Annotated in this window: 19 protein-coding genes, 1 tRNA gene and 1 pseudogene; 10 read left to right on the top strand and 11 right to left on the bottom strand. The window is 62.7% G+C overall.

Annotated elements, in window-relative coordinates:
* Together BKP54_RS15800 and hemA are read left to right on the top strand one after the other, a co-directional pair.
* A complete protein-coding gene (locus BKP54_RS15800) occupies nucleotides 1-798 on the top strand; it encodes a xanthine dehydrogenase family protein subunit M (protein ID WP_025425017.1) in 798 nt (265 codons plus the stop codon).
* A 225-nt stretch (nucleotides 799-1,023) separates the two neighbouring features.
* A complete protein-coding gene (gene hemA / locus BKP54_RS15795) occupies nucleotides 1,024-2,238 on the top strand; it encodes a 5-aminolevulinate synthase (RefSeq protein ID WP_025425016.1) in 1,215 nt (404 codons plus the stop codon).
* A 102-nt stretch (nucleotides 2,239-2,340) separates the two neighbouring features.
* Here hemA and dxr read toward each other — a convergent pair whose 3' ends face one another.
* Entirely contained in the window at nucleotides 2,341-3,516 is a 1,176-nt protein-coding gene (dxr, locus tag BKP54_RS15790) for a 1-deoxy-D-xylulose-5-phosphate reductoisomerase (RefSeq protein WP_084814566.1), read from the bottom strand.
* Nucleotides 3,517-3,768: 252 nt separating this feature from the next.
* Here dxr and BKP54_RS15785 point away from each other — a divergent pair, with 252 nt between their 5' ends.
* The 3 genes from BKP54_RS15785 to BKP54_RS15780 all read left to right on the top strand — a co-directional run bounded on the left by BKP54_RS15785 (nucleotide 3,769) and on the right by BKP54_RS15780 (nucleotide 5,410).
* Nucleotides 3,769-4,494, top strand: a complete 726-nt coding sequence (locus BKP54_RS15785; RefSeq protein WP_057221774.1) for an META domain-containing protein — start codon at nucleotides 3,769-3,771, stop codon at nucleotides 4,492-4,494.
* A gap of 227 nt (nucleotides 4,495-4,721) precedes the next feature.
* Nucleotides 4,722-4,883, top strand: a complete 162-nt coding sequence (locus BKP54_RS35135) for a Thivi_2564 family membrane protein (protein ID WP_107027568.1) — start codon at nucleotides 4,722-4,724, stop codon at nucleotides 4,881-4,883.
* A gap of 158 nt (nucleotides 4,884-5,041) precedes the next feature.
* Nucleotides 5,042-5,410 (top strand): VOC family protein, encoded by a 369-nt coding sequence (locus tag BKP54_RS15780; RefSeq protein ID WP_025425013.1) that lies wholly within the window; start codon nucleotides 5,042-5,044, stop codon nucleotides 5,408-5,410.
* Between the two features lie 25 nt (nucleotides 5,411-5,435).
* On the opposite strand, the gene BKP54_RS15775 is transcribed toward BKP54_RS15780, so the two are convergent.
* The gene (locus BKP54_RS15775; RefSeq protein WP_025425012.1) at nucleotides 5,436-7,265 is read right to left on the bottom strand and encodes an ABC transporter ATP-binding protein; all 1,830 of its coding nucleotides are present in this window, start codon (nucleotides 7,263-7,265) and stop codon (nucleotides 5,436-5,438) included.
* A gap of 44 nt (nucleotides 7,266-7,309) precedes the next feature.
* Nucleotides 7,310-8,509, bottom strand: a complete 1,200-nt coding sequence (locus tag BKP54_RS15770) for an aminotransferase class V-fold PLP-dependent enzyme (RefSeq protein ID WP_025425011.1) — start codon at nucleotides 8,507-8,509, stop codon at nucleotides 7,310-7,312.
* Between the two features lie 230 nt (nucleotides 8,510-8,739).
* On the opposite strand from BKP54_RS15770, the pseudogene BKP54_RS15765 reads away from it, so the two are divergent.
* A pseudogene (locus BKP54_RS15765) lies at nucleotides 8,740-9,518 on the top strand (IclR family transcriptional regulator).
* A gap of 19 nt (nucleotides 9,519-9,537) precedes the next feature.
* On the opposite strand, the gene BKP54_RS15760 reads toward BKP54_RS15765, so the two are convergent.
* The 8 genes from BKP54_RS15760 to BKP54_RS15725 form a co-directional block, all read right to left on the bottom strand.
* The gene (locus BKP54_RS15760) at nucleotides 9,538-10,029 is read right to left on the bottom strand and encodes a RidA family protein (protein ID WP_025425009.1); all 492 of its coding nucleotides are present in this window, start codon (nucleotides 10,027-10,029) and stop codon (nucleotides 9,538-9,540) included.
* Nucleotides 10,030-10,073: 44 nt separating this feature from the next.
* On the bottom strand, nucleotides 10,074-11,285 hold the full coding sequence (locus BKP54_RS15755; RefSeq protein ID WP_025425008.1) for an amidohydrolase/deacetylase family metallohydrolase: 1,212 nt from the start codon (nucleotides 11,283-11,285) through the stop codon (nucleotides 10,074-10,076).
* 3 nt (nucleotides 11,286-11,288) lie between these two features.
* Entirely contained in the window at nucleotides 11,289-12,158 is an 870-nt protein-coding gene (locus tag BKP54_RS15750) for an ABC transporter permease (protein WP_025425007.1), read from the bottom strand.
* Nucleotides 12,158-13,099, bottom strand: a complete 942-nt coding sequence (locus BKP54_RS15745; protein WP_025425006.1) for an ABC transporter permease — start codon at nucleotides 13,097-13,099, stop codon at nucleotides 12,158-12,160. The genes BKP54_RS15750 and BKP54_RS15745 overlap by 1 nt, the downstream gene beginning before the upstream one ends.
* Nucleotides 13,100-13,213: 114 nt before the next feature.
* Nucleotides 13,214-14,743 (bottom strand): ABC transporter substrate-binding protein, encoded by a 1,530-nt coding sequence (locus tag BKP54_RS15740; RefSeq protein WP_025425005.1) that lies wholly within the window; start codon nucleotides 14,741-14,743, stop codon nucleotides 13,214-13,216.
* A gap of 328 nt (nucleotides 14,744-15,071) precedes the next feature.
* Entirely contained in the window at nucleotides 15,072-15,491 is a 420-nt protein-coding gene (locus BKP54_RS15735; RefSeq protein WP_038576546.1) for a BA14K family protein, read from the bottom strand.
* Nucleotides 15,492-15,594: 103 nt separating this feature from the next.
* A complete protein-coding gene (locus tag BKP54_RS15730; RefSeq protein ID WP_025425003.1) occupies nucleotides 15,595-16,095 on the bottom strand; it encodes a GNAT family N-acetyltransferase in 501 nt (166 codons plus the stop codon).
* Nucleotides 16,096-16,186: 91 nt separating this feature from the next.
* Nucleotides 16,187-16,263, bottom strand: a tRNA-Arg gene (locus tag BKP54_RS15725).
* Between the two features lie 264 nt (nucleotides 16,264-16,527).
* Here BKP54_RS15725 and BKP54_RS15720 point away from each other — a divergent pair.
* The 4 genes from BKP54_RS15720 to metH all read left to right on the top strand — a co-directional run bounded on the left by BKP54_RS15720 (nucleotide 16,528) and on the right by metH (nucleotide 23,221).
* Complete coding sequence (locus tag BKP54_RS15720; protein WP_025425002.1) at nucleotides 16,528-17,424, top strand: ROK family protein; 897 nt, start codon at nucleotides 16,528-16,530, stop codon at nucleotides 17,422-17,424.
* Between the two features lie 11 nt (nucleotides 17,425-17,435).
* Nucleotides 17,436-17,930, top strand: a complete 495-nt coding sequence (locus tag BKP54_RS15715) for a heme-degrading domain-containing protein (protein ID WP_025425001.1) — start codon at nucleotides 17,436-17,438, stop codon at nucleotides 17,928-17,930.
* A gap of 4 nt (nucleotides 17,931-17,934) precedes the next feature.
* Nucleotides 17,935-19,098, top strand: coding sequence for an AGE family epimerase/isomerase (locus tag BKP54_RS15710; RefSeq protein ID WP_025425000.1), 1,164 nt, complete (start codon nucleotides 17,935-17,937; stop codon nucleotides 19,096-19,098).
* A gap of 349 nt (nucleotides 19,099-19,447) precedes the next feature.
* On the top strand, nucleotides 19,448-23,221 hold the full coding sequence (metH, locus tag BKP54_RS15705) for a methionine synthase (RefSeq protein WP_025424999.1): 3,774 nt from the start codon (nucleotides 19,448-19,450) through the stop codon (nucleotides 23,219-23,221).
* The last annotated feature ends 322 nt before the right edge of the window (nucleotides 23,222-23,543 follow it).

Below are 23,543 nucleotides of genomic sequence, written 5' to 3'. Positions count from 1 at the left end.
ATGTACGAGACCCATTATCACCGGGCGTCCTCTATCCAGGATGCCGTCAAACTCAAGCAGGCCGCAGGCGAGGGCAAATATCTCTCCGGCGGGATGACGCTGATCCCGACGATGAAGCAGCGGCTTGCCGCACCGACCGACCTCATCGATCTCAGGCATGTCGCGGAAATGAAGGGCATCAAGGTGACGGGGCGAACCGTGAGGATCGGTGCTGCGGCCACCCATTTCGACGTGGCGTCCTCCGCCGAGCTGGCGGCCGTGTGCCCGGCGATCTCAGGGCTTGCCAGCCATATCGGCGACCCGCATGTGCGCCACATGGGCACGATCGGCGGCTCCATCGCCAACAACGATCCGGCTGCCGACTACCCTTCGGCGATGCTGGCGCTCGATGCGACCATTGTCACCGATAGGCGGGAAATTGCCGCCGGCGATTTCTTCACCGGTCTTTTCGAGACCGCGCTCGAAGACGGCGAACTGGTGACCGCGATCGCCTTCGAGGCTCCGGCAAAGGCAGCCTACCAGAAGTTCGCCAACCCGGCCTCGCGCTACGCCATGACCGGCGTCTTCGTCGTGCGCCGGGACAATGGCGATGTTCGCGTCGCGGTGACGGGGGCCGGATCGAGTGGCGTCTTCCGGCACAAGGACATGGAGGCGGCGCTTTCGTCGCAGTGGTCGCCGGATGCGCTTGCCAATGTGCCGGTCGACGCTTCCGACCTGCTTTCCGACATCCACGCGGATGCCGCCTATCGCGCCAATCTGGTCAAGGTGATGGCAAAACGCGCGGTGGCTGCAGCATGAGCAATGCGGGCCTGTCTTGATGCGTCAAAAAGGGCGGTTTCGGCCGCCCTTTTTTCGTCCAAGCTTGACTTCGATCAAGCTTGGAGGGATTTACATGCGCTAAGGCTTTCTTTGGAACGGTTCAAAACTAGAGGCCTTTTGCCGCAGGCGGCGGCCGCGTCGCATTGCGGGGTTGACCCCCGGTCGCTTTGAATCAAAAAAAGCGGCAGGGCACTGGAGAAGATGATGGATTTCGAGAATTTCTTTAAAACCGAGCTGGACGGGCTGCATCAGGAAGGTCGCTACCGGGTTTTCGCCGATATCGCTCGCCATCGCGGCAACTTTCCGAAGGCCGCGCGCCACACGGCTGAAGGCATTCAGGAAGTCACCGTCTGGTGTTCCAACGACTATCTCGGCATGGGCCAGCACACCATCGTCACCGAGGCGATGAAACGCGCCATCGACGAATGCGGCGCCGGTGCCGGCGGCACCCGCAACATTTCCGGAACCAACCACTACCATGTGCTGCTCGAGCGCGAGCTCGCAGATCTGCATGGCAAGGAATCGGCGCTTCTGTTCACCTCGGGTTACGTGTCCAACTGGGCCGCCCTTGGAACGCTCTGTTCGAAGATTCCCGGTGTCATCGTCTTCTCAGACGCCGGGAACCACGCTTCGATGATCGAGGGGATTCGTCATTCCAAGTGCGAACGCGTCATCTTCAAGCACAACTCGGTGGCCGACCTCGAAGCCAAGCTTGCCGCAGCCGATCCGCGCGCGCCGAAGATCATTGCCTTTGAATCCGTCTATTCGATGGATGGCGACATTGCCCCGATCAAGGAGCTCTGCGATCTCGCCGACAAATACGGCGCGATGACCTATCTCGACGAAGTGCACGCCGTCGGCATATACGGCCCGCGTGGCGGCGGTATCGCCGAGCGCGAAGGCCTGATGCATCGCCTCACCGTCATCGAAGGCACGCTCGGCAAGGCCTTCGGCGTCATGGGCGGCTACATCACCGGCTCGACGGCGCTTTGCGATTTCATCCGCTCCTTTGCTTCGGGCTTCATCTTTACGACGGCGCTGCCACCGACGCTTGCGGCCGGTGCGCTTGCCTCCATCCGTCATCTGAAGGAAAGCCAGATCGAACGCTTCGCCCATCAGGAGCGCGTGCGCCGGCTGCGCTCGCTGCTCGACCAGCGCGGCATTCCGCATATGCCGAACCCGAGCCATATCGTGCCGGTCATGGTCGGCGACGCCGCCAAGTGCAAGTGGATCTCCGACCTGCTGCTCGACCATTTTGGCGTCTATGTGCAGCCGATCAACTACCCGACGGTGCCGACGAAGACCGAGCGCCTGCGCATCACTCCGACGCCGCTGCATTCGGATGCCGATATCGACCATCTGGTCGGCGCGCTGCATTCGCTGTGGTCGCGCTGCGCGCTGGCACGGGCCGTCGCGTAAGGCTTCACTTATCTTTCGAGAAATCTGCCCCTAACCTTCTCTCCGCGTGCGGGGAGAAAGTGGCGGCAGCCGGATGAGGGGCGGGAACGCCCGATCAGCAAACTATCGGATCAGCCCGGCAGCCAGTTGTCGGGCTTTTTCGTCGGCGGCAAAGACATCGTCCATGGTGACGGCCGCAGGCAGGTCCGAGAGCTTGTCCATTACCTGCTCGACAATTTCGGCCATGTCCAGGAACCCGGCCCGACCGGCGATGAAGGCTTCCAGCGCCGTCTCCTTGGCGCCGTTCAGCACGGCCCCCTGCACGCCGCCCTGTTCCATGGCGCGGCGCGCCAGGCGGATTGCCGGAAACCTGATTTCATCGGGCGCTTCGAAATCGAGGCGCGACAGCTTGGCGAAGTCGAGCCGTTCGATCGGCAGGTCGCAGCGGCTGGGATAGGAGAGCGCATAGCCGATGGCGGTGCGCATGTCGGGGCAGCCGAGCTGCGCCAGCACCGAGCCATCGGTGTAGCCGACCATCGAGTGGATGACCGACTGCGGATGCACGATCACCTCGATCTGCTCCGGCCTGAGGCCGAACAGGTGCTTGGCTTCGATCATCTCCAGCGCCTTGTTGAACATCGAGGCGCTGTCGATCGAGATCTTCAGACCCATCGACCAGTTCGGATGGGCGCGGGCGACGTCGGCCGTCACGTGGCGCATCTCTTCGAGTGTCTTGGTGCGGAAGGGGCCGCCGGAGGCTGTGAGGATGATGCGCTCGACGGCATGGCGCTGGTGCTCTTCCAGCACCTGGAAGATGGCGTTGTGTTCGCTATCGACCGGCAAGAGGCGGCCGCCGCCCTTCCTGACCGCTTCGATGAACAGGCTGCCGGCGGAAACCAGGCATTCCTTGTTGGCAAGCGCGATGTCGGCGCCGCGGCTTGCGGCGGCCAGCGTCGGGGCAAGTCCGGCATTGCCGACGATTGCCGCCATCACCCAGCCGGCGTCGCGCTCCGCCGCCTCGATCAGGCCGCTCCTGCCTGACGCAACCTCAATGCCGGAGCCGGAGAGCGCTGTCTTCAGGCTGGCGTAATGGCTGTCGTCGGCGGTAACGGCAAGCTCTGCGCCGTGGACAATCGCCTGCTGCGCCAGCAGCGGAATGTTGCCGTTTCCGGTCAGAGCGACGATCTCGAAACTGTCGCGACCGCCCAGCCGCTCGACGACATCGAGCGTATTGGTGCCGATGGAGCCGGTCGAGCCCAGGATCGTCAGTCGGCGCTTCGCGTTTTCGCGGGATGCCATGCCAATTCCCATGTTCTTGTTCGTTCTTCCAGCCTTACAGCGGGGCGGGGGCGCAAGCGCCCGGCCGAGCGCCTAACGCTCGCTCCGACAGAGGGAAGCCGCGTTTTGGTTTTGCCGAAAACCGATGCCGATCTTCATTGTATGCGCTAGGCTCTACAGGCGAAATCGACGTGCAACAAGGGCGCGGTCTTCAATCCGGCGTGTGATCGGGCTAAGAATCGGACGACGAGTCGAAGCGCGAAGGAGTTCCCGATGCTGAAAGTCGCCACCGCCCTTTCCTGCGCCTGCGTGCTGATCGAAATGGCCTCAATGCAGACGGTCGCTGCCGAAAACGTGCCGCAACAGCTTGTCGGCATCTGGCTTGCCGAAGATATCGCCGGCCGCGGGGTGATCGACAATCTTCAGTCGACGCTGGAGATCCGCGACGATGGAACCTATGGCGGCATGGCCGGCTGCAACCACTTTACCGGTACTTTCAGCCTTTCCGGTGCGAAGATCACCTTCGGCCCGGCGGCCTCGACCCGCAAGATGTGCGTGCCGGCGGTGATGGATCAGGAACAGAAATTCCTGGCGGCACTGCGCACCGAGCTTTCCTGGGATGTCGAAGGGTCGAAACTGGTCCTCGGCAAGTCGGCCGGCGCGCCGGCGCTGACGCTGGCGTCGATGGCAGCGGGCGGATCGGGCAGTGTCGATGTCACGATTTCGGTTCCGGGGGCAGAGACCGTCGATCGCCAGTCGGCGCGCTATGACTGCGGCGGCAAGACGGTCGAAGCCGAATACATCAATGCCGGCCCGGCCTCATTGGTGACCTTCACCCTCGACGGCAACTTCACCGTCGCCTCTAACGTGATTTCCGCATCGGGTGCCAAGTATGCCGGCGGCCAGTATATCTGGTGGACGAAAGGTGACGAGGCAACGCTCTACGATGCGACGAAGGGCGAGAATGATGCCGGGATCGCCTGCAAGGCGGCCGGCTGACACCCTTCTCCCGATCTTCCATGCAATCAACGCTGATGAGCCAGTCGTGCGCGGCATGATCGCCGCGAGCTCTGATTTCGTGTGCGCGGAACTGCTGCCAGTCGGCAGGGACGGAGGCCGGAACCCAGCCTTATCTAAATAAGTATTTGCCAGTATTGGAACTTTTCGGCTCGCCTCATAGTTACAACTCAGACGACTTCGCGTCGCCTTGAAAAGGGAGTTTGTCTATGGGGCTTCTTATCAGCATTCTGATCACGTTCCTCGTCATCGTGCTCGTGCTTTATCTGGTTCAGCGCCTGCCGCTGGACGGCCGGGCGAAACAGATCGTGCAGGCTATCGTGCTCGTTATCGGTATCATCTCGCTGTTGAAATATCTGGCCGTCTTCTGACGCAGACGCCGACCTCAGTGGTTAGCATGGTCCGACAAGGCCGCCGGCTCCATCCTCGGAGCGGCGGCTTTTTTGCGCCGGGCATGATTTCGATGCTGACAAAAGCTGACAGTGGCACGCGCTAGCTTGCGACCATCGAACAACGGAGATGATCGACGATGCTGACCCCGAACCTCATCCTGCTTTACGTGGAAGATCCTGAACAGAGCGCCGCCTTCTACACACGGCTGCTTGGCCGTGGGCCGGTTGCGGCCTTTCCGGCCTACGTCGCCTATGCCCTCGATAACGGCCTGAACTTCAGCCTCTGGTCCACCAAGGCCGCGAACTTCGTCTCCTCCGGTTCGGGCCACCGGATGGAGATCGCCTTCATGGTCAAGGACGACGCCGAGGTCGAGCGGCTTTACGCGGAATGGCGCAAGGCTGGGATCCCGATCGAGCAGGACCTGATGACCGCCGTCTTCGGCCGCACCTTTGTCGCGCTCGATCCCGATGGCCATCGCCTGCGCGTCTGCACGCCAGACAAGTGACGGCGCGGTTTTAAGCGCCCGCTTTCTACACTTGCACGAAGTGCTCCGCCGAAATCTGGCGGTACTGCCGCTCGCCCACGACATAGTCGGGCGCGCGCATCGGGCTCTTGATCTCGTCGCTGGCGACATTGCGCCTGGTGTGCCGCCGGGTCGGATCGGCGATCGGCACGGCTGCCATCAGCTTGCGGGTGTAGGGGTGCTGCGGGTTTTCGAAGATATCGGTGCGCGGGCCGATCTCGACGATCTCGCCGAGATACATTACCGCGACACGGTGGCTGACGCGTTCGACGACGGCCATGTCGTGCGAGATGAAGAGATAGGCAAGGCCGAGGCTCGCCTGCAGGTCGAGCAGAAGGTTGATGACCTGCGCCTTGATCGAGACGTCGAGGGCCGAGACCGATTCGTCGGCAACGATGACCTTCGGATCGAGCGCCAGCGCCCGCGCAATGCAGACACGCTGGCGCTGTCCGCCGGAGAATTCATGCGGGTAGCGCGCGGCCATGTCGGCCTGCAGGCCGACGCGCTCCAGCAGGTCGGCGACCTTGTCGCGGGCCTGGCTCGCGGTGCCGAGCTTGTGCTCGAGATAGGGTTCGGCGATCGCAGCCCCCACGGTCATGCGAGGATTGAGGCTGGCGAAGGGATCCTGGAAGATCATCTGCATGGTCCGGCGCATTTCGCGCAAGCGTTTGCGATCCATGGCCAGCACGTCCTGGCCGTTGAGAACGACCGACCCGCTCTGCGGTTCGATCAGCCGCATGATGGCGCGACCGGTGGTCGACTTGCCGCAGCCGGATTCGCCGACGAGCGACAGCGTTTCGCCCGGCTGCAGGCTGAAGGAGACGTTTTCGATGGCGTGCACGCGGCCCTGCAGCTTGCCGAGCAGCCCGGCATGAATGTCGAAGCGCTTGACGAGGTTTTTCACCTCAAGGATCGGGCGGGTCTGAGCGACCGTGCTCGTTCCCTCGGCCGGCGTATCCGGCAGGCCAGTGACGCTGTCGATAACAGGAAAACGCAGCGGCTGCGGCTTGCCCTTCATCGAGCCGAGCATCGGTACGGCCGAGAGAAGTGCGCGGGTATAGGGATGTTTGGCGCGCAGGAAGATGTCGTCCGTCCGGCCGGTTTCCACCGCTTCGCCGCGGAACATCACCACGGTGCGGTCGGCGATCTCCGCAACCACGCCCATGTCGTGGGTGATGAACAGGACGGACGTTCCTTCCTCCTCCTGCAGCACCTTGATGAGGTCGAGGATCTGTCCCTGGATCGTCACGTCGAGGGCGGTCGTCGGCTCGTCGGCGATCAGGAGCTTCGGACGGCTGGCAAGCGCCATGGCGATCATGACGCGCTGGCGCATGCCGCCGGAGAAGCGGTGCGGGTATTCGTCGAAACGGGAAGCGGCCGACGGGATCCTGACCTTGTCGAGCAGGCGAATGGTCTCGGCCTTCGCTTCCGCCTTGCTCATCGGTCGATGGCAGAGCAGCGCTTCGGAAATCTGGTCGCCGATGGTGAACAGCGGGTTCAGGCTGGTCATCGGCTCCTGGAAGATCATCGCCACTTCGTTGCCGCGCACGCGGCGCATGTCGCTTTCCGGCAGATCGAGGATGTTGCAGCCGCCGAGCATGACTCGCCCTTCGGTTCGGCTCATGTCCTTCTGCAGCAGGCGCATGATCGAAAGGGACGTCACGCTCTTGCCCGAGCCGGATTCACCGACGATCGCCACCGTCTCTCCCGGCATGACCGAGAACGAGATGTCCCGCACCACAGGCTTCCAGGCGCCGTCGACCAGAAACGAGGTTGTCAGGTTCTCGACCGAAAGCACAGCTTTCGACGGATCGGTGGCAGCGTCGGTGCGGGTCATGTCTCACATTCCTTGTCGTTCTGCACGGGGTGGGCGGATCGGTCTCAGTCGGGCCAGCGCAACAGGCCGGCGAAGCGGCGGGCATTGCGCTCATGAAGCGGCGTGGCGATGATCTCGTTGGAGCTGCGCGCCTTTGTCAGCTCCTCGGAAAGGCGGTCTGCCACGATGGTTTCCTGGCCGGGGTGCAGGTTGCAGGGGTCGAGATAGAAGTAATTGTGCTCGACCTCGTGGTCGCGCACGATGATCGGCGGCTGACCGCGCGCCAGCGCATCGGCGAGATCCCAGGCGGTGATGTGGGCTTCCTGCGGATCGATGGTGACGCGCAGGCGGTCGAGCGGATTGCCGGTCGGGTCAGCTTCGATCACGTGCTTGACGCCCGGGCGGCCGTCGAGCGTGTCGCGCCAGAGATGGAGATAGCCGGCCTCGCGGTCGCGGATCCCCTGGTGGTCGCGCGTTTCCCAGGCGATGAGGGCTGCCATCACGCCGAGCATGCTTTCCTTGCCGACCTTCATGCCGCGGCCGATGCCGAGGTTCTGCAGGAAGGCGTTGCGCACCAGCGTCTTTTCGCCGGCGACGATGCCGGAGGTCGGGCCGCCCAGGAATTTGTGACCGGAATAGAGGACGATGTCCGCGCCCTGTTCGAGGAAGATCTTCAGATCATATTCGGATGCGGCATCGACGATGACCGGCACGCCCTTGGCATGGCAGGCCTCGGCGAATTCCTTGAGCCCGATAAGGCCGTACTGAACCACATGGTGGGAGACGACATAGATGGCAGCCGCCGTGCGCTCGTTGATGGCGCCTTCGATGTGATAGCGATAGGCCGACGTCGCCTGGCCGACGAGCACCGGCTTGCCGCCGGCAATGCGGATCGCCTGGTCGACCGGCGCACCATAGCTGACGACATGGCCCATCTGGATGATGACTTCGTTCTTCAAGCCCGTGGCATCGGGCAGGCGCTCGATCGCGGCGAGGTCGTTGCCGGTCATGGTGCCGGCGACTGCAAGGCTGATGCCGGCGGAGCAGGAGGCGGTGATGAAGCCGGCCTCGGCGCCCGTCAGCCGGGCAATCACCGGGCTGATCTTGCGCTGCAGGTCGTTGATCTCGACGAATTGCGGCAGTATGCCTGTCATCGCGGCGATCGCTTCCGGAACCACGATCGATGCGCCGAGGCTGGTCATCGTGCCGGATACGTTGATAACGGGCCGAAGTCCGAGAGCTTCGCGGATGTCGCGGTCAGGCATGGTGGTCTCCATATGATTTTCTGGCAGTCGGAACAGGTTAAGCTATTCCGTTTTCGCGGAATATCTACCATAGTAATGAGATATGAACGGGCCGTTTCGGATCGCCGAACCGGCCGTTGTCGCGGGTGAGACGGAAAGCCGTTGCTGACCGCCCATCTGATGCGAATTTCGAATTGCATGGGAGTAGACCCTTGGACAAGACGACGATTGCCGCCGAAGCCGGCGACGACATGGAGCCGACCGGCAAGACCCGCCGTTCGCGCGTAAGCGGCATGGATCGGGCATTGCAGGTGCTCGACTTCCTCTACGAGACCGGTTCTCCGAGCGGCGTCTACGCGATTGCCAAAGCGGTCGGCGCGCCGCTGTCGACGGCCTATGTCATCGTCGACGACATGGTGGAAAAGAACCTGCTCAGCCGCGATGCCGACGGCCAGGTCTGGCTCGGTGACAGGCTCTACCATTACGGTCTCGCCTATGCGCGCTCGCTCGATTTCCTCGGCGTGGCGACGCGGGAGATGCATGATCTCGGTCGCGAGGTTGCCGAAACCATCCAGCTCTGCGGTCGCGACGGCGACTACATGCAGGTGCTCGCCATGGCGGACGGCCCCGGCCATTTCCAGGTGACATCCAGGGTCGCACCCGGGTGCCGCTTAACTGGACGGCCTCCGGACGATTGCTGGTCGGCCATCTGCCCTCCGACGAGAGGTTGGAGCTGTTCCGCCGTTGCGCCCGCACATCGCCGACGGGCCGGGCCGATGTAGATCCGGCCGCACTGTCGAGCCAGGCCGAGACGGCGCTTGCCGCCAAGCTTTCGATCCAGGCCGGTGAATCCGACTATGCGGTCGCCTGCGTCGCCGCCCCGATCCTCGACGACAAGGGCAGCTGCGTCGCGACCATCTCCATCGTTCTGCCCGAACAGAAGATCGTCGACGATCGCAACTTCTACGCCGATCACGTCAGGGTTTCCGCCGAGCGGATCGAGAAGATGATGGGCTGGCGCAGCCATTGATCCGACCTCCCTTAAACCGTCACTCGTGAAGCGAGACGATCGCTTCGATCTCGACGGTGATGTTGCCGGGAAGCGATCCGAAACCGACGGCCGAGCGGGCATGCTGCCCCGCTTCGCCGAAGACGTCGATCAGCAGGTCGGAGCAACCATTGATCACCTGCGGATGATCGGCGAAGTCCGGTACGGCGTTGACCATGCCGAGGAGCTTGACGATGCGCTTGACGCGGCCGAGATCGCCGAGCGCATCATGCATCACCGCCAGCAGATTGATGCCCGTCAGCCGCGCGTGCTCATAGGCGCTTTCAACGTCGACGTCGGCGCCGACCTTGCCGGCATGCAGGTGGCCGTCGACCTCGCGCGGGCCCTGTCCGGAGAGGTAGAGAATGTTGCCCTCCTGAACATGGGTGACGAAGTTGGCGATCGGCGGCGGTGCCGGGGGCAGGTCGATGCCGAGGGCTGCAAGCCTCTGGTAGGGCGAAGCCGGCACACGGCCCTTGGTCTTATGGTCCAAACTGTTCACGCGATATCCTGCCAGTTTCTGTGTTCTGTGATGGTTCAACGGTAGCTGAAGCCGTGGCTGTGGTCGGGGCATTCGACATGCTGCGGCTGGTATCTGTTTGCCGCCACGACGTCCGTGCCCATGAGCGCATATCGCGGCTCGAAGAGGCGGTTGAGATGCGCTTCGGCTCCAAGTGAATCGAAGACGCGCAGTTCGGAATCGACGAGATCGAAGAGGGTGAACTCGGCGCGCGCGCCGACGGTCAGAAGCCCGTCCATCGGCAGGCGAATGACCGAGGCCGGAGCCTGCGTCACGGCCTCGACGACCTTTTCGAACTGCATGCCGACGCTCAAGAGCTTCGACATGGTGGTGCCGAGGTCCCAGACTGACTGGTTCATGCTGCGCAGGTGCACATCGGTGGAGATCGAGAAGGGCAGCAGGCCGCGGGCAATGGCGACTTCCGCGACGCGGAACGAAAACGACGCGCCGCCATGGCCGATGTCGAGCCGGATGCCTTCGCCGGCGCAGCGCTCGGCAAGCTCGAACAGGTCTTCGTCCTCGATGATGCTACTGCCGGCCTTGCCGTTGAAGCAATGGGTGACGATGTCGCCGGGGCCGAGGATTTCAAGCACTTCGTCATAGAGCGCCGGCGGTTCGCCAACATGCACCATCATCGGGATCTTGAGGATCTTGGCGATCTTCTTGCCGAGCTTGACCGGGGTTACGCCCCAGGAGCCGGTGATCACGTGGCTGGCGCGCACTTTCAGGCCGACGATATGCTCGCGGTTTTCCTGGTAGCAGGCGATGATGCGGTCGATGTCAATCGAGCGGATGTCGCTGAGCTCGCTGACGCGGTTGCAGGCGACGAGGCCGATCGAGCCGAGATTGAGGAAGGCCTTGATGCGCTCGCGCGCCGGCTCGATGATGTATTCGCGAAAACCATGGAAGTTGGCTTCGCCGGCCGAACCGGCGTCGACGATGGTGGTGACGCCGCGCTCCATGCCGCAGAGTTGCGGCCGGACCGAAATGTCGGTGCCGCCATGCCAGACATGGGCGTGCAGATCGATCCAGCCGGGCGAAATCCAGGCACCCTTGCCGTCGATGCGCTGGGTGCCTTCAGGCGCCGACAACTGGCTGCCGATGCGGGCAATGGTGCCGTCGCCACCGATCAGGATGTCGACGGTTTCGCTCGGTGCCGCCATGCCGAAGGCGACGGGCTTCACGTTGCTGATCAGCACGGGGCTGGTGCTACGGGTTGCGGTGGGCATGGATCACAGGTCCTTTCTGAGGCGGGGGTCGAGCATGTCGCGCAAACCATCGCCAACCATCTGCAGGGACAGAACCGAAAGCACGATGGCGATGCCGGGAAACAGCGTCACCCAATCGGCCTGTCCGATATATTGCCGGCCCGAGGCGATCATCGTGCCCCAGGTCGGGATCTCAGGACTGACGCCGACGCCGAGGAAGGAAAGCCCGGCTTCGGCCAGCATGGCATGGGCAAATAGGAACGTGCCCTGCACCAGGATCGGCGAGAGCAGGTTGCGCAGCACATGCCGCGTCATGATGTGCGGCGTCGAGATGCCGAGCGCGCGAGCCGCCTCGACATAGGGCAGCTCGCGGATCACCAGCGTCGAGGCGCGCACCACCCGCGCCAGCCGCGGCGCGTAGACGACGCTGAGCGCGACGATCACCGTCGTCAGCGACGGGCCGAGGGCGGCGACGAGCGCGATCGCCAGCAGGATATCGGGAAAGGCCATCATCGCGTCGATCAGGCGGGCGATCGGCGCGTCGAGCTTCGGAAAGAAGCCGGCGACGAGGCCCATGACGACACCGACGATCGTTGCGAGCGTGACGACGGCGGCGCCGACGAGCAGCGAAAGCCGGCCGGCATAGAGCGTGCGCGAAAACACGTCGCGCCCGAATTCGTCAGTGCCGAAGAACCATTGCAGGCTCGGCGGCGACAGGCGGTTGACGATCGACAGCTTGCCGGGCGCATAGGGCGCGATCAGCGGCGCGAAGACGGCCAGGAGCACGAAGACGACGAGAACGAAGAGACCGAAGGCAACGGTCTTGCGCTTGAGCAGGCGGCGCAGGAACTTGGCACGCTCGCTTGCGACAGGGGTTGATACGGTGGCGGTCATCAGTAGCGAACCCTTGGATCAACGAGGAGATAGAGCATGTCGATCGCGAAATTGATCAGCACGTAAAGAGCGGCGATGACGAGCAGCGCGCCCTGGATCACAGGGTAGTCGCGCCTGAGCACGGCGGAGACGACGAGATTGCCGACGCCCGGAAGGCCGAAGACGGTTTCTGTGACGACGGCGCCGGAGATCAGAACCGCGGCGGTGAGACCGATGATGGTCAGGATCGGGATGAGGGCATTCTTCAGCGCGTGTTTCATTACCACCTTGCGTTCGCCGAGACCCTTGGCGCGGGCGGTGCGGATGAAGTCGTCGCCGAGCACATCGAGCATCGAGGCGCGGGTAAAGCGCAGGATCAGCGCCGAGGAGACGACCCCGAGCGCAATGGCCGGCAAGGTCAGATGGTACATGCGCTCTGCGAAGGATGAACCCGGCCCGCCGTAACCCGAAACCGGGAACCAGCCGAGGCGGACCGCGAGGAACTGGATGAGGATCAGGCCGAGCCAGAAGCTCGGAATGCTGGCGGCAAGCATCGCCAGCGTGGTGGCCGCCTGGTCGACGAAGGAGCCGCGGCGGTAGGCGGCGTAGATGCCGATCGGCAGCGCAATGCCGCTGGCGATCAGAATCGAGAACAGGGTCAGGAAGAAGGTCGGCTCGGCACGCTCGGCAAGCGCCGAAGTGACCGGCTGGTTGAGGAAGATCGACTGGCCGAGATCGCCCTGCAGCAGCTGCCCGATATAGTAGACATATTGCAGGCCGAGCGACTGGTCGAGACCAAGCTTGGTGCGCAATTCGGCGATGTCTTGCTGCGTCGCTTCCGGTCCGAGCATGACGGCGGCGGGATCGCCGGGTGTCACGCGGACGATGACGAAGACAATGGTGACGACGAGCGCCATGACCACGATCATGCCGAACAGGCGCTGGAGAATATAGCGTATCATGGGTGCCTCGAACTTCTTCCGCACGGGCACTGGCAAGGCAGCGCCGGGCTATCCGGCGGGCAGCAATCCGTGAAGGGAAAGACCGCCCGCCGAAGGCTTCAAGTGGATGAAAGCTTACTTCTTGATCGAAGCGTTCCAGAAGTAGGGCCACGGCGCGGGGGAGACGCCGTCAAGCGTCTTGGTCTTTGCCGACAGGGCGTTGAAGTCGCCGATCTTGATGAACGGCACTTCCTCGTAGATCACCTTCTGGACGTCGGCCCAGAGTGTGACGCGCTTGCCAGCATCCGATTCGGCGTTGAAGGCATCGACGGCCTTGGCGCGGGCCGGCGTATCCCAGTTTCCGGGCGCCTTGGTCGACATCATGCCGATCAGCGCCGGTTCCGGCAGGAACGGGCTGTGGGTGATATAGATATCCCAGAGTGTCGGGTCGGCGCGGCGCTGGGTGAGCGTTGCCCAGTCGACCACCTGCAGATCGACGGTGAAGCCCGCGAGCTTCAGATACTCGGCGGCGACCTGTGCCATTTTGTAGTGGAACTCGTACTGGCGGCTGGTCAGGATGCGCAGCGGCTCACCCTTGTAGCCGGTAGCCTTCAAGAGTTCGCCTGCCTTTTCCGGATCGGCGACATTGTAGCCGCCTTCCGTGCCGGCTTCGGTGCGCCAGACATACTGCGCCGGGTAGAGGGCGGCATCGAGCGCGTAGAAGTCGGTGCTGCCGAAGGCGGCCGCCATCATGTCTTCCATGCTGAGTGCGGCGCGGATCGCCTTGCGCAGTTCCAGATTCTTGGTCATGCCGTTGCCTGAGTTGAGGACAAAGACAGGCCAGCCGAAAGGCTGCAGCATCACAGGTTCGGAAGCGCTCGAGCCTTTCACCCGTTCGAAGGATTCGACCGGCAGCGAATCGACGTAGTCGTACTGACCGGAGACGGCGGCCTCGACACGGGTGTTCGGGTCGGGAACCGGCACGAAGCGGATCTCGTCGGCATACTGGTGACGCGCGCCGCCATAACCGTTGCTTTCGCCCTCGGGCGAGACATAGCCGTCGTAACGCTCAAGCTGGATGTACTGGTCGGCCTTGCGCTCCTTGAGCTTGTAGGGGCCGGTGCCGACGAAATCGACCATCGGCTCAGCCTGCTTTTCCGAAGGCAGTACGATTGCCGCGGAATTGTTGAAGGCGAGCAGCGAGACCAGCGGCGCATAGGGGGTGTTGAGCGAGATCTTGACCGTGGTCGGGTCGACGGCCTCGATGCCGGCGATCGTCGTTGCCGTCTGCTTGCCGCGCGAGGCGGTCTTCGTCCAGCGCTCGAGCGAGGCGACGACGTCGGTCGCATCCATGTCGGTGCCGTCATGGAACTTGACGCCGGAGCGCAGCTTGATCGTGTAGGTTTTGCCGTCGGCGCTGATTTCCGGCATGGCCACAGCCAGAAGCGGCGTCGGCTTCCAATCCTTGTCGAAGGTGTAGAGCGTCTCGAACATATGCTGCGAGACGATGCCGACCAGGTCGGCCGTCGAAGCCATAGGGTCGAGCGTCGGCGGCTCGCCGACCGTGGCGACGTTGATGACGCCGCCCTTTTCCTGCGCGAAGGCGAAGGACGAGGAGGCGATGAGTGCCGTTCCCAGAAGCAGTGCAATCCTTGCTGATTTCATCTTATGTTCCTCTCTTATAGTTATATCATAGTTATGTACTAAGATACTTTATATTGGAATGATAAGGTCAGCCTTACGGAAATGTCAAGCCGCAGCCAAAACCGACGGTCATCATGGCAGCGGGGCCGGCGACGCTGATCAGTCAGGGGAGGGATCGATGAGGGAGCACTTTTCGCTTTGGGCGGGCACGCATTGATCAAGCGGAGCGCGCTGCTCGACGCTTGAACACGACGAAATCGGCTGTCCTGCGCTCAGGAAAGTGCTTGCCTTACATCAGGTTATGCTTTCACCCGCCGCCCAGACGGGCGGCAGGGCCTTCATCGCAGGTTTACCGATAAGGCGAGTAGCAGGCGCGGCGGGCGCCATAATAGGGCTGGAAGGTATTGTCCCATGCCCGGTAGGAGCTGTATCGACTGTAGCACCAGCTCGTATGGGCGTTGCCGCCATAGTACCGTCTCGGCTGGGCCATCAGCCCGCCGATGATGGCGCCGGCGGCAAGGCCGCCGATGATCGCGCCTACATTGTCATCGTCGTCGTCGTCATCCCAGTGGCGGTGACGGTAATAGCGCCGATCGCCCCGCCATCGGTAGCCATCGTATCCGCGATACCAGCGGCGGTGATAGTACTGCACGGTCTCGACGTCGGAGATGCCTGCCTTCATGGGTGTTACCGACGGGAATGCCTGTACCGGGGCTGCGCTGGAGAAGGCCGTTGCCAGCGAAAGCGCAACAATTGCCAGCTTTTTCATTGGCTTCACCATTTCCTTTCATTGGGGAAATGGATGAGGGCATGTTTTGTGCCGGAGAACGGGCAGAAACTCACGGCTTCGTGAATGCGCGGCAATCGGTTGGCTAGACGCTGAACTCTTCGAGCCTCTGCATGAAAATGCCGAAGCCGGCGCGGCGATAGGTGTCCTGTGCCTTGGCGTGATCCCAGGTATCCGTGTGCAGCCAGACGCGATCCGGTGCCCGATCCCAGATGGCACGCAGTGAGCCATCGAGAAGAAACGGCCCCAGCCTTCTTCCCTGCGCTTGCGGGATCAGGCCGAAATGGGTGAGTTCGACATCGGAAGTGTCAGCGCGCTCGAATTCGCAGAGCCCGACGGCACTGCCTTCCACCCGCAGGATATAGAGCGCGGTCGACGGGCTGCGCAAAAAGGCATCGAGCTCATCGGCAGGCATGCGCAGTCGCTGATCCCAGCGCAAAGGTTCGGCGACTGCGCGGTAGAGCGAGAGGAATTCCTCTGCTGCCAAGCGCTCAGGCGCAAACGCCGTGCCCTCGACAGGCGGCAGCAAAGGCTCGCCAGTCGGCCGAGTGCGCATTTCCATGTAGGTCACAAGCAGCTGAACCATGATCGCTTACATCGGCATCGGGTGCATCGGCATCGCAAGAGCCGGCTCGGCGGAGCGTCGCGCCTGTGATTTGTCCTGCTGACGAGAAGGATGGTGATCCCGGCGCGATTCGAACGCGCGACCCCCAGATTAGGAATCTGGTGCTCTATCCTGCTGAGCTACGGGACCACTCGGATAGCACCCATACAAAAGCAAGGCCTCTTCGCCAAGTGTTTTTGCGCGGTGCCTTCGCGAAATAGGGCATGGCGTGCGGTGCCGGGAATGCAGGGGATAGCGGAAGGCGCCTGTCCAATCCGGTTTCCTCCTCTACCGAGGCGTGCCGAAATCGGGGGCTGGTGTTTCCCGTCTTTCGGATGCTAAGCAGTGATCAGCGCCGGCTTGAGGAGGCTGGCGCTCCTTCATGCGACCTTCACCCAGAGACCTGATCCAGACATGTTCATCGGAATTGATTGGGGCGGCACGAAAATGGAAGTCATCGCGCTTGATCGCGATGGTGAAACGCGCGCCCGCCACCGCGTCGCGACCCCGACCAGCGGCTATGACGACTGCATTCTGGCCGTTCACGGCCTTGTTGCCGCCGCCGAAAAGACGGCGGGCGAACAAGGATCGATCGGCATCGGCATTCCCGGCAGTCCCAATCCGCGCACCGGTATCGTGCGCAACTCCAACGCTGTGCTGATCAACGGCAAGCCGCTCGGGCGCGACCTCGAACAGGCGCTCGGCCGCAAGGTGCGGCTCGCCAACGACGCCAATTGCCTGGCGGTGTCGGAGGCAGTCGACGGTGCCGGCAAGGACGCGCAGACAGTGTTCGGCGTGATTGTCGGCACCGGCCATGGCGGCGGGCTGGCGATCGGCAAGAAGGTGCATGCCGGCTACCAGGGCGTCGCCGCCGAAATCGGCCACTATCCGCTGCCATGGATGACCAAGGACGAGTATCCCGGCCACAAATGCTGGTGCGGCAAACACGGCTGCCTCGACATGTACGCCTGCGGCACCGGGGTCGAGCTCGACTATCGCCTGACCACCGGCGTCGAAAAGCGTGGTCGCGATATCATCGAGGCGAAGCGGGCCGGCGATCCGGCGTCAACAGGCGTCTACAATCGTTTCGTCGACCGGCTGGCGCGCAGCCTTGCGCTTTTGACCAACATCGTCGACCCGGATGTCTTCGTGCTCGGCGGGGGCATGTCGAATGTCGACGAGATCTATGAGGATGTGCCGCCGCGGGTGGTCAACTACCTCTTTGGCGACAGTTTCGAAACGCCTGTTCGCAAGGCGATGCACGGGGACAGTTCCGGCGTGCGCGGCGCGGCTTGGCTCTGGAAGGATTGAGCGGAGGCTTCATGAATATCGACAATGATCTCAAGCGCATCGGCCAACAGGAGCGCGAGCTGCAATTCGACAGTTTCGACCTGGAAATGGCATGGCAACTGGGCACGACGTTGCGCCGCATGGCCGCCGAACGCAAGCTCGGCGTCGTCATCGATGTCACGCTGTTTTCGATGCAGGTGTTTTATACCGCGCTTGAGGGCGCGACGCCTGACAATCCGAACTGGGTGCGCCGCAAGCGCAACACCGTTTTTCGCCTGTTCAAGAGCAGCTACTCGACCGGCCTCGGGCTGTTGAAGCAGCAGACCAATCTGCAGGCGAAGCTCGGGCTTCCGGATGCCGAATATGCGGCCCATGGCGGCAGTTTCCCGATCGTCGTCAAGGGCACGGGCTGCATCGGTGCGGTGACCGTGTCCGGCCTGCCGCAGCGCGAGGACCACAACATGGTGGTCGAGGCGCTGGCCGAGCTGCTCGGCAAGAACCATGATGAACTGAAGCTCGAGGGCTGAACCGTTGCCGCAGGATATTTTCTCGCAATCCGCTATCTTGTCGGCGTGGCTGGCCGAAAGGGCCCTGCCGCTCTGGCGCGAAAAGGGCGTCGATGCCACGGGCGGCGGTTTCGCCGAAACCATCGACATGGCCGGCGAGCCAACGCGGGCCAATCGCCGGGCGCGGGTGCAGCCGCGTCAGGTCTACTGTTTCGCCGAGGCCGGCAGGCGCGGCTGGGCGGGCGACTGGAAGAGTGCCGCCGAGGGCGGGCTTGCCTATTTCGATCGGGTCTATCTGCAGCCGACGGGCTTTTACGGCGCGCTTGCGGATGCCGACGGCAACCTCATCGATGCCGCCTTCGACCTCTACAATCAGGCTTTCGCGTTGCTGGCCTTTGCCTATCTGGCCGAGGTCTTCCCCGAGCGCAGGCCGGAAATGATCGAGCGCAGCAACGGTTTGCGCCAACGCATCGAGGCCCACTGCAAGCACCCGCTCATCGGCTTTGAAGAGGACGATCCGTCGCGGCTGCCGCTCTGCTCCAATCCGCACATGCATCTGTTCGAAGCGTGCCTGGCGAGCGAGGAGGTCGTCGGCTTTGATCGCGTCGCCTGGTTCAACCTTGCAGACGAGATCGCGCATCTGGCGATGGATCATTTCATCGACGGCGGTACCGGCGCGTTGCGGGAGTTCTTCGACCACGACTGGGCGCCGTTCCCGGGTGACAAGGGGCGTATCGTCGAGCCCGGCCATCTGTTCGAATGGGCGTGGCTGTTGCTGCGCTGGGCCGAGCGGCGCGGCAATGCCGAGGCGATCGTCAAGGCGCGGCGGCTGTTTGCGATCGGCGAGGCGCACGGCATCTGCCCGACCCGCAATGTCGCGGTCATGACGCTCTTCGACGATTTCTCGGTCGCCGACCCGATCGCACGGCTTTGGCCGCAGACGGAATGGCTGAAGGCTTCGGTTCGTTTTGCAGCCCTCACAGAAGGCGCGGAGCGTGAGCGCTATCTCGCCTCGGCGGCGCGGGCGGCTTCGGCACTCAACCTGTTCCTGGAGACACCGGTGGCCGGGCTGTGGCGCGACAAGCAGAAACCAGATGGCAGTTTCGTCGACGAACCGGTGCCGGCGAGCAGTTTCTACCATATTCTCTGCGCCATCTATGAAACGCAGGATTGCCTCGGCCGTCTTTAGAGCATTTCCAGGAAAAGTGCGAAGCGGTTTTCCGTCAGGAAATGCGGAAAAACGAAGCGACAGAGCGTTTCCGCGGCTCAATTTAAGCCAGAAACGCTCTGAGTTTGTCTTCTGATGGCATTCGCATGGCTCGCTGCGGTCGCGGCGGGCCATTTTCTTTGCCGTGGCGTTCACCCAAAAGGCGGAATCGCCTTTCTGTCGCTCCTGTGCGCAGACTGAAACCGCATGCGCCAAGGCTACCAAGCCAACGTCATTGCGGCAAATTAAATCCGTTCATATGTTGACATAAAGATGTCTTTATGTGATTGACTTGACTATTGCTTGTCGTTTTCAGAACGGGAGATTTCCCATGTCCGCCATCGACGCCCTTTTCGGCGACCTTTCCTCCAAGCCGGATGGCTCCGAAGTCATGCGGGCGCTGAAGCAGGCGGCCAGCGAGCGCATCCTGATCATGGATGGTGCAATGGGCACGGAAATCCAGCAGCTGGGTTTCGTCGAGGATCACTTCCGTGGCGATCGCTTCGGCGGTTGTGCCTGCCATCAGCAGGGCAACAACGACCTGTTGACCCTGACGCAGCCGAAGGCGATCGAGGACATCCACTATTCCTACGCCATCGCCGGCGCCGACATCCTGGAAACGAACACGTTCTCCTCGACCCGCATTGCCCAGGCCGACTACGGCATGGAAGACATGGTCTACGACCTCAATCGTGACGGCGCCCGCCTGGCGCGCCGGGCGGCAAGGCGCGCCGAAGCGCATGACGGCCGTCGCCGGTTCGTCGCCGGAGCGCTCGGCCCGACGAATAGGACCGCGTCGATTTCGCCTGACGTCAACAATCCGGGCTACCGGGCGGTGACCTTCGACGATCTCAGGATCGCCTATGCCGAACAGATCCGCGGCCTGATCGACGGCGGCGCCGATATCATCCTGATCGAGACGATCTTCGATACGCTCAACGCCAAGGCGGCGATCTTCGCCACCAAGGAAGTGTTCGCAGAGAAGGGTATCGAACTGCCGGTGATGATCTCCGGCACGATCACCGATCTTTCCGGCCGTACGCTGTCGGGCCAGACGCCGACGGCGTTCTGGCATTCCGTGCGCCATGCCGAGCCTTTCACCATCGGGCTCAACTGTGCGCTCGGCGCCAATGCCATGCGCGCGCACATCGACGAACTTTCGAGTGTCGCCGACACCTTCGTCTGCGCCTATCCGAACGCCGGCCTGCCAAACGAATTCGGGCGATATGACGAGACCCCGGACCAGATGGCAGCCCAGGTCGAAGCCTTTGCCCGCGACGGTCTCCTCAACATCGTCGGCGGCTGCTGCGGCTCGACGCCCGCCCATATCAGCGCGATCGCCAAGGCGGTTGCCAAACACCCGCCACGCCTGATCCCCGATGTCGCGCCGCTGATGCGGCTCTCGGGCCTCGAGCCCTTCACGCTCACCTCAGACATTCCCTTCGTCAATGTCGGCGAGCGCACCAACGTCACCGGCTCGGCCAAGTTCCGCAAGCTGATCACCGCCGGCGACTATTCCGCAGCGCTCGATGTCGCCCGCGATCAGGTCGCCAACGGCGCGCAGATCATCGACATCAACATGGACGAGGGCCTGATCGATTCGAAGCAGGCGATGGTCGAGTTCCTCAACCTTATCGCTTCCGAACCTGATATCGCCCGCGTGCCCGTCATGATCGATTCGTCGAAGTGGGAGGTGATCGAGGCCGGATTGAAATGTGTCCAGGGCAAGCCGCTGGTCAACTCGATCTCGATGAAGGAAGGCGAAGAGGCGTTTCTGCATCACGCCAGGCTTTGCCGCGCCTATGGCGCTGCCGTCGTCATCATGGCCTTCGACGAGGTTGGGCAGGCAGATACCAAGGCGCGCAAGGTCGAGATCTGCACCCGCGCCTACAAACTGCTGACCGAAGAAGCCGGCTTCCCGCCCGAAGACATCATCTTCGACCCGAACATCTTTGCCGTCGCGACCGGCATCGAGGAACACAACAACTACGGCGTCGACTTCATCGAAGCAACGCGCGAAATCATTGCGACGCTGCCGCATGTGCACATCTCCGGCGGGGTCTCCAACCTGTCGTTCTCCTTCCGCGGCAACGAACCGGTGCGCGAGGCGATGCACGCCGTGTTCCTCTACCATGCCATCCAGGCGGGCATGGACATGGGCATCGTCAATGCCGGCCAGCTTGCCGTCTATGACGGCATCGATGCCGAGCTGCGCGAGGCCTGCGAAGACGTGGTCCTGAACCGCCGCGCCGATTCGACCGAACGCATGCTGGAGATTGCCGAGCGCTATCGCGGACAGGGCGGCGCCCAGGCCAAGGAGAAAGATCTTTCCTGGCGTGAATGGCCGGTCGAAAAGCGACTCGAGCACGCGCTGGTCAACGGCATCACCGAATATATCGAGGCCGATACCGACGAGGCGCGGCTTTCGAGCGCCCGGCCGCTGCATGTCATCGAAGGTCCGTTGATGGCCGGCATGAATGTCGTCGGCGATCTTTTCGGCTCGGGCAAGATGTTCCTGCCGCAGGTGGTGAAATCGGCGCGCGTGATGAAGCAGGCGGTTGCCGTTCTGCTTCCGCACATGGAAGCCGAGCGGCTGGCCGCCGGTGGCGAAGGCGAGCGCCAGAGCGCCGGCAAGATCCTGATGGCGACGGTCAAGGGCGACGTGCACGACATCGGCAAGAACATCGTCGGCGTCGTGCTTGCCTGCAACAATTACGAGATCATCGATCTCGGCGTCATGGTGCCATCCGCCAAGATCCTCGAGGTGGCCAAGGCGCAGAAGGTCGACATCATCGGCCTTTCCGGCCTGATCACGCCATCGCTCGACGAGATGGTGCATGTTGCCTCGGAGCTCGAGCGCGAAGGTTTTGATATCCCGCTGTTGATCGGCGGCGCGACGACGAGCCGGGTGCATACGGCGGTCAAGATCAATCCGCGCTACGACCGCGGCCAGACGGTCTACGTCACCGATGCGAGCCGTGCGGTCGGGGTCGTCTCCAGCCTGTTGTCGTCGGAAGCCAAGGGCTCTTACGTCGAGACGATCCGCGCTGAATATCGCAAGGTTGCCGACGCCCATGCTCGCAACGAGGCGGAAAAGCGCCGCCTGCCGCTATCGCAGGCGCGCGCCAATGCTCACAAGATCGACTGGAGCGGCTATCAGGCCAAGGCTCCCTCGTTTCTCGGTACGCGGGTGTTTCAGGGGTGGGAGCTGGACGAGCTGGCGCGCTACATCGACTGGACGCCGTTCTTCCAGACCTGGGAACTGAAGGGCGTCTATCCCAAAATCCTCGATGACGAGAAGCAAGGGCAGGCCGCACGTCAGCTGTTCGAGGATGCGCAGGCCATGCTTGCCAAGATCATCGCCGAGAAATGGTTTGCCCCGAAGGCGGTCGTCGGCTTCTGGCCGGCCGGAACCGTCGGCGACGACATCCGGCTGTTTACCGAGGAAACGCGCGGCGAGACGCTCGGCACCTTCTTCACGCTGCGTCAGCAGCTGAGCAAGCGCGACGGGCGACCGAACGTGGCGCTGTCGGATTTCGTCGCACCTGTCGACAGCGGCAGCAGAGATTATCTCGGCGGCTTCGTCGTCACGGCCGGTATCGAGGAAGTGGCGATCGCCGAGCGCTTCGAGCGCGCCAACGACGACTATTCGTCGATCATGGTCAAAGCACTGGCCGACCGGTTCGCCGAAGCCTTTGCCGAGCGCATGCATGAATACGTGCGCAAGGAACTCTGGGGTTATGCTGCGGACGAGACATTCTCGCCGCAGGACCTGGTCGGTGAGCCCTATGCCGGTATTCGCCCGGCACCTGGCTATCCGGCTCAGCCCGACCATACGGAAAAGGAAACGCTGTTCCGGTTGCTCGACGCCGAAAAGGCGATCGGCGTGACCTTGACCGAGAGCTTTGCGATGTGGCCCGGTTCGTCCGTCTCCGGTCTCTATGTCGGCCATCCCGAGGCCTATTATTTCGGTGTCGCCAAGGTCGAGCGGGATCAGGTGGAGGATTATGCGGGGCGCAAGCGTATGCCGGTGCGCGAGGTCGAACGCTGGCTGTCCCCGATCCTCAACTACGTGCCGATGCCCGAAGCAGAGGCAGCCGAGTAATCTCGGGAATCCAACAATAGTGCTGGCGGGCAATCATGCCCGTCAGTCTCGCGCTTGAAGCGAGGCGGTCTGCAAGGCCGGTCATGCGGCGAAACCGTCTTTCCCACTTGCCTCAATCCAAGATGAAACTGCGCCGAGCGCTTGGCGATGCCGGCACTTGCCGATTTCTTGAAGCCTCTATGCTTTCCTGAACTGGGCTATTGCTCTGTATTCGTCGTTTATGGTCGGTAGCGCCAATATATTTCTTGAGGCGCCCAAAAATAATGGGATGGAAATTCCGAAAGGATTCCAATCGAAACGAACGTGATTCAACGTTGTTTTT

It is taken from the genome of Ensifer sp. 1H6 (genome assembly GCF_001976035.1).
GTDB lineage: Bacteria > Pseudomonadota > Alphaproteobacteria > Rhizobiales > Rhizobiaceae > Ensifer > Ensifer canadensis.
The sequence above is the reverse complement of the archived record's forward strand: the minus strand, read 5'-3'. Positions and strand labels throughout refer to the sequence as shown.

Bases quoted from the DNA above. Each gene is read 5' to 3' on its own strand.
- BKP54_RS15800 (WP_025425017.1), top strand. From the start codon at position 1: ATGTACGAGACCCATTATCACCGGGCGTCCTCTATCCAGGATGCCGTC.
- hemA (WP_025425016.1), top strand. From the start codon at position 1,024: ATGGATTTCGAGAATTTCTTTAAAACCGAGCTGGACGGGCTGCATCAG.
- dxr (WP_084814566.1), bottom strand. From the start codon at position 3,516: ATGGCATCCCGCGAAAACGCGAAGCGCCGACTGACGATCCTGGGCTCG.
- BKP54_RS15785 (WP_057221774.1), top strand. From the start codon at position 3,769: ATGCTGAAAGTCGCCACCGCCCTTTCCTGCGCCTGCGTGCTGATCGAA.
- BKP54_RS35135 (WP_107027568.1), top strand. From the start codon at position 4,722: ATGGGGCTTCTTATCAGCATTCTGATCACGTTCCTCGTCATCGTGCTC.
- BKP54_RS15780 (WP_025425013.1), top strand. From the start codon at position 5,042: ATGCTGACCCCGAACCTCATCCTGCTTTACGTGGAAGATCCTGAACAG.
- BKP54_RS15775 (WP_025425012.1), bottom strand. From the start codon at position 7,265: ATGACCCGCACCGACGCTGCCACCGATCCGTCGAAAGCTGTGCTTTCG.
- BKP54_RS15770 (WP_025425011.1), bottom strand. From the start codon at position 8,509: ATGCCTGACCGCGACATCCGCGAAGCTCTCGGACTTCGGCCCGTTATC.
- BKP54_RS15755 (WP_025425008.1), bottom strand. From the start codon at position 11,285: ATGCCCACCGCAACCCGTAGCACCAGCCCCGTGCTGATCAGCAACGTG.
- BKP54_RS15750 (WP_025425007.1), bottom strand. From the start codon at position 12,158: ATGACCGCCACCGTATCAACCCCTGTCGCAAGCGAGCGTGCCAAGTTC.
- BKP54_RS15745 (WP_025425006.1), bottom strand. From the start codon at position 13,099: ATGATACGCTATATTCTCCAGCGCCTGTTCGGCATGATCGTGGTCATG.
- BKP54_RS15740 (WP_025425005.1), bottom strand. From the start codon at position 14,743: ATGAAATCAGCAAGGATTGCACTGCTTCTGGGAACGGCACTCATCGCC.
- BKP54_RS15735 (WP_038576546.1), bottom strand. From the start codon at position 15,491: ATGAAAAAGCTGGCAATTGTTGCGCTTTCGCTGGCAACGGCCTTCTCC.
- BKP54_RS15730 (WP_025425003.1), bottom strand. From the start codon at position 16,095: ATGGTTCAGCTGCTTGTGACCTACATGGAAATGCGCACTCGGCCGACT.
- BKP54_RS15720 (WP_025425002.1), top strand. From the start codon at position 16,528: ATGTTCATCGGAATTGATTGGGGCGGCACGAAAATGGAAGTCATCGCG.
- BKP54_RS15715 (WP_025425001.1), top strand. From the start codon at position 17,436: ATGAATATCGACAATGATCTCAAGCGCATCGGCCAACAGGAGCGCGAG.
- metH (WP_025424999.1), top strand. From the start codon at position 19,448: ATGTCCGCCATCGACGCCCTTTTCGGCGACCTTTCCTCCAAGCCGGAT.